The organism is Nocardia vinacea NBRC 16497, from assembly GCF_000308835.1.
Classification (GTDB): Bacteria; Actinomycetota; Actinomycetes; order Mycobacteriales; family Mycobacteriaceae; genus Nocardia; species Nocardia vinacea.
In genome coordinates this window covers 40,273-48,924 of record NZ_BAGN01000021.1, presented here as the reverse complement: position 1 = coordinate 48,924, position 8,652 = coordinate 40,273, and the positions used below count along the sequence as shown (strand labels likewise).

Below are 8,652 nucleotides of genomic sequence, written 5' to 3'. Positions count from 1 at the left end.
CCGTACCCGGCTTACCTTCCGCAGCCGGGTGGGCAGGCTCGCAGCTTCCAGCGTGGTCGACTGGCTGTGGTTGCGTTCTCGAGCGTGGGATCAAGATCAGGTGGAAGTGGTGGCGGAGGCTTCTCGCGGTTTGCCGCCATGGTTTCCACGTGATCATCTGTCCAGTCGGGTGCTGGGGTTGGCGGCGGTGGCGGATGGGAGCTGGGGGTCAGGGTTCGTCGGTGATGGTGGCTAGGGCGGTGGAGAGTTGGGTCATGAGGTGGACGGTCAGGGCGAGTTGGTCGGGGGGGAGTTTGGCGGCGAGTCGTTTTGCCATGAGTGCGTGCTGGGGGTTTATGCGTTTGATGGCTTCGCGGCCTGTGTCGGTGACGGCTACGAGTTTGGCGCGGCGGTGCGCCGGATTGGGTTGGAATTCGGCAAGCCCCTTGTCCACCAATAGGTCCGCGATGCGCTGCACGCTCTGCCTGGTGATCCCCATGGCTCGGGCGATTCCGGCCACCGGCAGCGGTTCGCGCAGCACCGCGCCGAGCACCTGCCACCAGGCCGCCGTAATTCCGGCGGGAGCGGCCAATTCCTCTGCGATGGTGAGGAATTGACCGTTCAGCTGGAATGAGGTGATAGCGGCCGTTGCGAAGAGATCCTGCTCGGGTGTGTCACTCATATCAGAAACTCCTATCCGGGTCCGCGACTCGCCGCGGATTCTTCCTCACGCGGAAGCGGCGACCCGCTGCGCCTCGTACTCGGAAAGCGCGGCGAATCCCGCCGGATCGCTCTTGCCGAACAAGCGGTACCACGCGTCCAGCACGTGCGGCTCGTAGACGTCGAGCCTGCGCAGCACCTCGCGAGCGAATTCGAAAGGCGCGGTCGGACCCGCGGTGATGAGATCGCCGTCCAGTACCGCCGCCCGGTCCAGATAACGATCACCGCCCGAATATCCGCTGTAGGCAAGGTATTCCGCAGCCGCGCCGGTATGGGCGTGGTTATCGAGCAGGCCCTCCTTCGCCAATCCGAAGGTGGCACCGCAGATCGCCGCGACCGGAACCCCCGCGTCCAGGAACTCCCGCGCCTTGTGCGCGAAGGGCACGAGTTCGCCCGTCTCCCAAGTGTCGGCGCCGGGCAGGATCAACATCGCGCTCGCGGCGGGCGTGAGATCGGCGAGCAGCACATCCGGCACGACGCGCATTCCGCCCGTCGTGATGATCGGGTCGGCGGTGAGCCCAACGGTCCGCACCCGGAAGGTTCCCGGCGCTTTCTGCCAGCTGGGCCGATTGATATGCGCGGTCGCTGCACCGACCTCCCAATCGGCGAGAGTGTCGTAGACGGCCATGTGAACTATCTTCGTAGGCATGACAGTATGCTGTCATATACGACAGCATACTGTCAATTCCTCAGTGTCCGCGTTCGATCTTCGCCAGATGCGCGATATTGGCACGATCCTCTACATCAGCACTCGGTTCACCGCCGAACCACGCGTCCAGAATCTCCGTCAGTTCCGCTCGGGAAGTCGAACGTAGGCTCAGCGCAAGCACATTCGCGTCATTCCACTTCCGCGCACCAGCCGCTGTCGCCGCATCACCACACAGCGCGGCCCGTATCCCCGCCACCTTGTTGGCGGCGATAGAAGCCCCGGTCCCCGTCCAACAGCACACCACCCCCTGCTCCGCCCGCCCCTCGGCCACATCGCGCGCCGCAGCCTCACTGGCCCACGCCCAGTCATCCCGCTCACTATCCGACAACGCCCCATGCACCAATGTCTCGAAGCCCCGCCGCCCGAGCTCCACCACCAGCTCCTCGGCCACCCCCACCCGCTCATCCGCCGCAACCGAAATTCGCATACCCCAAGCGTAATGACGCCCCCACCGCCCAACCCCGAAAACGGCCGGCGGCCCGTCCGCCGATTAGAGGACGGACCGCGGCTCGGTTCCGCGCCAGCGGTCACCAGGCAACGGGGCCGAGGCGATCGATGAATATCCCGGTCGGCCCGTCGGCGTCGATCGTGGCGAGTTCGAGGATCGAGTCGGTGCCCTCGGTGACCGTCAGTTGGCCGGTGTGATTGTTCATATCGGTGGCGGCGAATTTGCGATTCGCGACCTCACCAGGAGTCGCGACGTTGAACTTGATCTTCGGCAGTGCCTGGGCGTACCGCAGGGTGATCATGTTCAGCGCCGCTTTCGACGAGCTGTAGGCGAGCTCGTGCATCTTCGAGACGGGCTGCTCCGGATCGGTCACGACCGCGAAGGAACCGCCACCACTGGACACCATCACCACCCGCGGATTGTCCGCCGCCTGCAGCAAGGGCAGAAACGCGTGCGTGACCCTGATCGGTCCGTACACGTTGGTGTCGTAGACGGAATGGATTTCGTCCGCGGTCGCGTCCGCGGGCGCAACAATATTCCCCGGTGCACCGGCGTTGTTGATCAACACATCCAGCCGGTCGGTGTGTCCGCGAACGAGCCGTACCGCATCCGACACCGACTCCTCCGAGGTCACATCCAGCGGCACCATCACGACGTTCACCCCCTCAGCGGCGAGTTTGTCCGCGGCGGACTGTCCTCGAGCTGCGTCGCGCGAGCCGAGGAAAACCGTCCACCCCTGCGCCCCGAGCCGCCGCGCCGCTTCGAGACCGAGGCCCTTGTTGGCTCCGGTGATCAACACTGTGGTCTGTTCCGTGTTCGTCATGCCCACTAAGACGCACCGGCCCGCTCACGCTGTGACAACCTGTGAGCGGCCTCACAAACACCGGGAATCGACACTGTGCACCGACGGGGTGAATAGGCCAGAATCCTGGCAGCGTGACAAGACGCGGAAAGCGGAGGGACCGGCAGTGTCAGCTTGGGGTGAGGTCGTTGTCGGCCTGGTAATTCTGGTCGGGCTGGTCGGGATCATCGTCCCGATTCTGCCGGGGGCCATTTTGATCTTCGGGGCCATCGCCGTGTGGGCGTTCATGACCGGGGGTACGACCGCGTGGATCGTGCTCGCGATCAGCACCGCGTTTCTGGTGCTCTCCGGTGTCATCAAGTACACCTGGCCGGGGCGGAAGATGAAGGATGCGGGCGTGTCCAATCGTGCGTTGTTCGTCGGCGCGATCTTCGGCATCGTGGGCTTTTTCATCATCCCGGTCGTCGGGTTGTTTGTGGGATTCGTTCTGGGCGTGTACCTTTCGGAGCTCCACCGTCTCCGTGAAAACCAACCCGCTTGGCAGGCAACGGTTCACGCACTCAAGGGTGTCGGCTTGTCGATGCTCATCGAGCTCTTCGGTGCGCTGTTGGCCACGGGCGTCTGGGTTGTCGGCGCGATCATCGCCTGATCATCAGCGTTTATCATCATGCCGCGGCCACCGATCGTGCCGCCGGAGCGATCGATGGCGGTCAGTGCACGCCGCCCCATGAACCAGGCGAACGGCCCGATCGGGAGCCACATGACCACGCTCAGAATCCCGAGAATCAATATCAACACGGCCTGGGGATGATCCCTGTGGATAACTTGGGTAACCGGTCCCCGCTGGAGTTTCGGTCATGCAAGAAGGCTATGTCCGACGATCCTGAAGTCGGGACGAACTCGGCAAATGAGCGGCAGCGACCGGCCCACGGCCGCGTCGTACTCACTCGATGGCGGGGAACGGAATCGTATCGGCCGGTTCGAGTTTCGGTAGCTCATCGCGCCGCAGCGGCAGGGTCGGCTGCTCGGTGCGGTGGATCGGCAGGGTCGGCGTCGGATCGGCCTGGATCGCTCGATCGCGGGCAGGCAGTCGGTAGAACGCCCGGGCGTTGTCTTCCAGCACCTTGAACATATCGGTGCCCACCACATCGCAGATCAGATCGACATCGGAATCCTGGAACGGTCGCCCCGCGCGGGTGCCGGGCAGATCAGTGCCGAACATCAGCGCTTCGGGATTGACCGCGTGGATCCGGCGCAGCGTTTCGACCACTTTCATATGCACCCGCCCGAAACCGGTCGCCTTCACCCGCGCCCCGCGATCCACCAGGTCCAGCAGATAGGGCAGACCCTCCTCGGACATGCCGAGATGGTCGATGGAGAACACCGGCAGCTTCGAGATCACCGGCTGCATCGAGGTGAGCATATTGCCGTCGATGTACACCTCGACGTGCCAGCCGACGAGGTCGTGCGCGCGCAATGCCTGCAGTGTCATCGCGGTGATATCCGCGGCCGCACGCTTGACGTTGAACCGCAGCGCGCGCACACCGATCCGGTCGAGTTCGATGATCTCTTCGTCGGTGGCGTCGGGGTCCAGCGCGGTGACGCCGACCCAGCCCTCGCCGAGCTCCGCCAGCGCCGATTTCAGGTAGGTCTGATCGGTGCCTTGGAAGGATCCGCTGACCACGGCGCCGCCGCCGACATCGAAGCGCGACATACGCTTTCGATAATCGGCGATGGTGAACGGGTCGGGCAGGTAGCCCTGGTTCTCGGCCAGCGGGAACCGCGGGTCGAAGATGTGGAGATGGGCATCGAACACTTGTACAGAATGCCTCAGTCACGGAATTTCCGCTGCCGCAGACCCGACAGATTTCGCGCTGCCGCAGCCGTGTCGGATTGTCGAGAACCACAGGAGGTGACGGTCACCCCCTGTGGGCATTCGCACTAGACCTTGTGCGGCTCGCTGGCGCGCAGCATGTCCTCGCGCTCGACGACCTTGACGCGCTCGCGGCCCTCCGGCTCGCCGAGGGCGCGCTCGTGCGCGTCCAGGCGGTACCAGCCCTGCCAGGTGGTGAACGGGATGCCTTTGCTCTCGAGGAATTCGGTGACCGCATCCAGTTCCGGCTTGGCGGCCGGTGCGAAGTTCACGCTGTCGTCGAGCAGGCAGGCAACGGTCTCGTTGGCGTCGCCCTTTGTGTGACCGATGAGGCCGACCGGACCGCGCTTGATCCAGCCGGTGACGTAGGTGGCGGGCAGATAGCGATCCGGACCGTCGGCGTCTTCGTCGGCGAGGACGCGTCCGGCCTCGTTCGGAACGACACCGGCCTGGTCGTCGAACGGCAGGTTGGTGAGGTTCTGCGACAGGTAGCCGACGGCGCGGTAGACGGCCTGGACGTCCCAGTCCTTGAACACGCCGGTGCCCTTGACATTGCCGGTGCCGTCGAGCTGGGTGCGCTCGGTGCGCAGGCCGGCGACCTTGCCATCCTCGCCGAGGATCTCGGCCGGGGACTCGAAGAAGTGCAGGAACAGCTTGTGCGGGCGGTTGCCGACGTCGCGGATGGCCCACTGCTCCAGGGTGTTGGAGATCATGTCGACCTGCTTGGAGTGCCGGCGCGCGGCCTCGGACCCCTCGTCGTAGTCGATGTCCTCGGGATCGACGATGACCTCGATGGTCGGCGAATGGTCGAGTTCGCGCAGCTCGAGCGGGGTGAACTTGGCCTGCGCTGGGCCGCGGCGGCCGAAGACGTGCACCTCGATCGCCTTATTGGCCTTCAGGCCGTTGTAGACGTTCGGCGGGATCTCGGTCGGCAGCAGTTCGTCGCCGGTCTTGGCCAGCACGCGCGCCACGTCGAGTGCGACATTGCCGACACCCAGGACCGCGACCTTCTCCGCCTCCAGCGGCCAGGTGCGCGGCACGTCCGGATGACCGTCGTACCAGGAGACGAAGTCCGCGGCGCCGTAGCTGCCGTCCAGATCGATGCCGGGGATGGGCAGCGCGCGGTCGGCGTTGGCGCCGGTGGAGAAGATCACCGCGTCATAGAACGTGCGCAGATCGTCGAGGGTGATGTCGGTGCCGTAGTCGATGTTGCCGAGCAGGCGGACCTGCGGCTTGTCCAGCACCTTGTGCAGGGCGGTGATGATGCCCTTGATGCGCGGATGGTCCGGCGCGACGCCGTAGCGGATCAACCCGAACGGCGCGGGCATGCGCTCGTACAGGTCGATGCTCACCTCGGCATCGGACTTCATCAACGCGTCGGCGGCGTAGATACCGGCCGGTCCTGCGCCCACGATCGCGATGCGAAGCGGGCGAGGCCCCGCGGTGTGCGCGTCAGGCCCGGAGGAGGCAGCTTGCGTAACCACGGAGGGCCCGTGCGCACCGCTAGTCGACTCAGCACTGTGTTCGGTCATCTTTTACGCGCACCCTTATGGTCGAAACAATTAACGGCGTCAGTCTTAGCTTAGGCTAACTTGACGCACCCTCTCGGTCGCATCTGCCGATGCGGACAGGCGGCCATCTCGGCTATGACAGCAGGCCGCAGTCTCGCGATTCTATCGGTGGCACAGTGCGCACCCTGCGGCGGTGCGTACACCGGGTGTTTGCTGCCCCGGCCCACCTACCGTGACTACCCGCTCCGCGCACATCTATCAAATCCTCGCGGCGCAGGTCTCGGGGCCGAATGCCGGATATCGCCGTCCACCAGGGATGATCGACCCATGACAGAGCAGCAGGGCACCGATGAAGAACCCGTAATCGAGGTCGATCAGACCGATCGTCGCTCCATCGCGCCGTTCATCGCGGCGGCCGTCTTCGCCGCTGTCGTGCTGGTCGCGATCGTGCTCGGTGCAGTGCTTTCGCCCGCTGAGAAAAATGTCACAGAATCGGACAAGATCGCGACCGCGGTGCAGCGCTACGCGGAGGCCCGCGCCACCACCGACAACACGCCGCCACCGGGCGTGGCCTGTCAGGGCTTCGACGAGAGCAAGACGCCGCTCGCGGGTCAGTTCGGTGGGGCCGCGGCCGGAAAGTCGATCAAGGTCACCAAGATTGAAAATGCGATGGTCGACGGCGATCGGGCCAAGGCGACGGTGACCATCGCGGTCGACGGCCGGGAGACCCCGGCCACCTGGAATCTGACCCGCTCCCAAGACCGATGGATCGTCTGCGGTTGATTCCCTATGCGCGGTGCGAACTGGGGTTTGACATGACGGCCCCTGCCCAGGCAATCTCGTTTTCGGGTCATGAGTACCAGCGCCAAGCCCCGGCTGGCTGGTCGGCAACCCTCCTCCGCGGTGGGGTGCTCCGGGTGACGACCTGGCCGCGCACCGAAACCCAGGTGCGGCAAGCGTGGATTCACAGGAGGATCGCATGACATATGCCGGTGACATCACCCCACAGCAGGCGTGGGAGTTGCTGCAGGACAATCCCGAAGCCGTCTTGGTAGACGTGCGCACCGAGGCCGAATGGCGTTTCGTCGGCGTGCCGGATACGACTTCGATCGAACGGCCGACGGTGCTGATCGAATGGGTCGACAGCAACGGCGCCCGCAACGGTGAGTTCGTCGAGCAGTTGACCAAGGCGCTGGAGGGTCGCGATCCGGCGGCGCCCGTCGTCTTCCTCTGTCGCTCCGGACAACGTTCCATCGGTGCGGCGGTCGCCGCGACCGGGGCAGGCATCGCCCCGTCGTTCAATGTGCTGGAGGGCTTCGAAGGCCCGATCGATGAGCTCGGACACCGCGGCGGCTCCGGCTGGCGCGCCATCGGCCTGCCCTGGCGGCAGTCATGATCACCGGTGGTGCGTTCGACAAGCCGCTGCCCGAAGGTGTCGGTCCCGCGACGCTCGGCGTGCGAGGTGGCCTGCGCCGCTCGGGATTCGAGGAGACCGCCGAGGCGCTGTATCTGTCCTCCGGTTTCGTCTATGAGAGCGCCGAGGCGGCCGAGGCCGCGTTCACCGGCGATATCGAGCATTTCGTCTATTCCCGCTACGGCAACCCGACGGTCGCCATGTTCGAGGAGCGGCTGCGTCTGATCGATGGCGCCGAAGCATGTTTCGCGACCGCGAGCGGCATGTCGGCCGTATTCACCGCGCTCGGCGCGCTTTTGGGCGCGGGCGATCGACTTGTGGCCGCGCGCAGCCTGTTCGGCTCGTGCTTCGTGGTGTGCAACGAGATTCTGCCGCGCTGGGGTGTGGAGACGGTCTTCGTCGACGGCGATGATCTGGATCAGTGGGAGCAGGCGCTTTCGGTGCCGACCCAGGCCGTGTTCTTCGAGACACCGGCCAATCCGATGCAGACGCTGGTCGATGTGCGCCGGGTGACCGAACTCGCGCATGCCGCGGGTGCGAAAGTGGTGCTGGACAACGTCTTCGCCACGCCGCTGCTGCAGCGCGGTTTCGAACTCGGTGCCGATGTACTGGTGTATTCGGGCACCAAGCACATCGATGGTCAGGGCCGGGTGCTCGGCGGTGCGATCCTCGGCGCCGAGGACTACATCGACGGTCCGGTGAAAACCCTTATGCGCCATACCGGTCCGGCGCTGAGCCCGTTCAACGCATGGACCCTGCTCAAGGGTTTGGAGACCATGCCGCTGCGCGTGCGTCACTCGACCGAATCCGCACTGCGCATCGCCCGCTTCCTCGAGGGCAACAAATCCGTCTCATGGGTGCGCTATCCGTACCTGGAGTCGCATCCGCAGTACGACCTGGCGACCAGCCAGATGAGCGGCGGCGGCACCGTGGTCACCTTCGAACTGAATGCGCCGGAGGCCGAGGCCAAGAAGCGCGCCTTCGAGGTCCTCAACCGCCTGCGCATCATCGATATCTCCAACAACCTCGGCGATTCCAAAACCCTCATCACCCACCCCGCCACCACAACCCACCGCGCCATGGGCCCCGAAGGCCGCGCCACCATCGGCCTGTCCGACGGTGTGGTCCGCATCTCGGTGGGACTCGAGGATGTCGAGGATCTGCTGGGCGATTTGGACTACGCGCTGAGCTAGACG

The 8,652-nt window shown here is 65.2% G+C and carries 10 protein-coding genes and 1 riboswitch; of the genes, 4 read left to right on the top strand and 6 right to left on the bottom strand.

Annotation, left to right across the window (positions count from 1 at the left end):
- Positions 1–208 precede the first annotated feature (208 nt).
- The 4 genes from ON44_RS03225 to ON44_RS03210 all read right to left on the bottom strand — a co-directional run bounded on the left by ON44_RS03225 (position 209) and on the right by ON44_RS03210 (position 2,679).
- On the bottom strand, positions 209–661 hold the full coding sequence (locus tag ON44_RS03225) for a MarR family winged helix-turn-helix transcriptional regulator (protein WP_040686268.1): 453 nt from the start codon (positions 659–661) through the stop codon (positions 209–211).
- A 45-nt stretch (positions 662–706) separates the two neighbouring features.
- Complete coding sequence (locus ON44_RS03220; protein ID WP_040686267.1) at positions 707–1,348, bottom strand: DJ-1/PfpI family protein; 642 nt, start codon at positions 1,346–1,348, stop codon at positions 707–709.
- 40 nt (positions 1,349–1,388) lie between these two features.
- Complete coding sequence (locus tag ON44_RS03215; protein ID WP_040686266.1) at positions 1,389–1,835, bottom strand: RpiB/LacA/LacB family sugar-phosphate isomerase; 447 nt, start codon at positions 1,833–1,835, stop codon at positions 1,389–1,391.
- Between the two features lie 100 nt (positions 1,836–1,935).
- A complete protein-coding gene (locus ON44_RS03210; protein WP_040686265.1) occupies positions 1,936–2,679 on the bottom strand; it encodes an SDR family NAD(P)-dependent oxidoreductase in 744 nt (247 codons plus the stop codon).
- Positions 2,680–2,824: 145 nt separating this feature from the next.
- On the opposite strand from ON44_RS03210, the gene ON44_RS03205 reads away from it, so the two are divergent.
- Positions 2,825–3,307 (top strand): DUF456 domain-containing protein, encoded by a 483-nt coding sequence (locus ON44_RS03205; protein ID WP_040686264.1) that lies wholly within the window; start codon positions 2,825–2,827, stop codon positions 3,305–3,307.
- Positions 3,308–3,601: 294 nt separating this feature from the next.
- Here the strand turns inward: ON44_RS03205 and ON44_RS03200 are convergent, their stop codons facing one another.
- Together ON44_RS03200 and ON44_RS03195 are read right to left on the bottom strand one after the other, a co-directional pair.
- A complete protein-coding gene (locus ON44_RS03200) occupies positions 3,602–4,474 on the bottom strand; it encodes an amidohydrolase family protein (RefSeq protein ID WP_040686263.1) in 873 nt (290 codons plus the stop codon).
- Between the two features lie 125 nt (positions 4,475–4,599).
- On the bottom strand, positions 4,600–6,015 hold the full coding sequence (locus ON44_RS03195) for an FAD-dependent oxidoreductase (RefSeq protein WP_051181428.1): 1,416 nt from the start codon (positions 6,013–6,015) through the stop codon (positions 4,600–4,602).
- Positions 6,016–6,369: 354 nt separating this feature from the next.
- Here ON44_RS03195 and ON44_RS03190 point away from each other — a divergent pair, with 354 nt between their 5' ends.
- The 3 genes from ON44_RS03190 to ON44_RS03180 all read left to right on the top strand — a co-directional run bounded on the left by ON44_RS03190 (position 6,370) and on the right by ON44_RS03180 (position 8,649).
- Entirely contained in the window at positions 6,370–6,825 is a 456-nt protein-coding gene (locus ON44_RS03190) for an Rv0361 family membrane protein (RefSeq protein WP_040686262.1), read from the top strand.
- Between the two features lie 65 nt (positions 6,826–6,890).
- Positions 6,891–7,007: riboswitch (SAM riboswitch) on the top strand.
- Positions 7,008–7,021: 14 nt separating this feature from the next.
- Positions 7,022–7,438 (top strand): rhodanese-like domain-containing protein, encoded by a 417-nt coding sequence (locus ON44_RS03185; RefSeq protein ID WP_040686280.1) that lies wholly within the window; start codon positions 7,022–7,024, stop codon positions 7,436–7,438.
- Positions 7,435–8,649: an O-succinylhomoserine sulfhydrylase gene (locus tag ON44_RS03180; protein ID WP_040686261.1), complete on the top strand. Its 1,215-nt coding sequence runs from the start codon at positions 7,435–7,437 to the stop codon at positions 8,647–8,649. Before ON44_RS03185 ends, ON44_RS03180 begins: the two co-directional genes overlap by 4 nt.
- The last annotated feature ends 3 nt before the right edge of the window (positions 8,650–8,652 follow it).

What these genes read in the sequence shown, in the direction of transcription:
- ON44_RS03215 (WP_040686266.1), bottom strand. Translation starts at nt 1,835, where the DNA reads ATGCGAATTTCGGTTGCGGCGGATGAGCGGGTGGGGGTGGCCGAGGAG.
- ON44_RS03225 (WP_040686268.1), bottom strand. Translation starts at nt 661, where the DNA reads ATGAGTGACACACCCGAGCAGGATCTCTTCGCAACGGCCGCTATCACC.
- ON44_RS03185 (WP_040686280.1), top strand. Translation starts at nt 7,022, where the DNA reads ATGACATATGCCGGTGACATCACCCCACAGCAGGCGTGGGAGTTGCTG.
- ON44_RS03220 (WP_040686267.1), bottom strand. Translation starts at nt 1,348, where the DNA reads ATGCCTACGAAGATAGTTCACATGGCCGTCTACGACACTCTCGCCGAT.
- ON44_RS03180 (WP_040686261.1), top strand. Translation starts at nt 7,435, where the DNA reads ATGATCACCGGTGGTGCGTTCGACAAGCCGCTGCCCGAAGGTGTCGGT.
- ON44_RS03210 (WP_040686265.1), bottom strand. Translation starts at nt 2,679, where the DNA reads ATGACGAACACGGAACAGACCACAGTGTTGATCACCGGAGCCAACAAG.
- ON44_RS03190 (WP_040686262.1), top strand. Translation starts at nt 6,370, where the DNA reads ATGACAGAGCAGCAGGGCACCGATGAAGAACCCGTAATCGAGGTCGAT.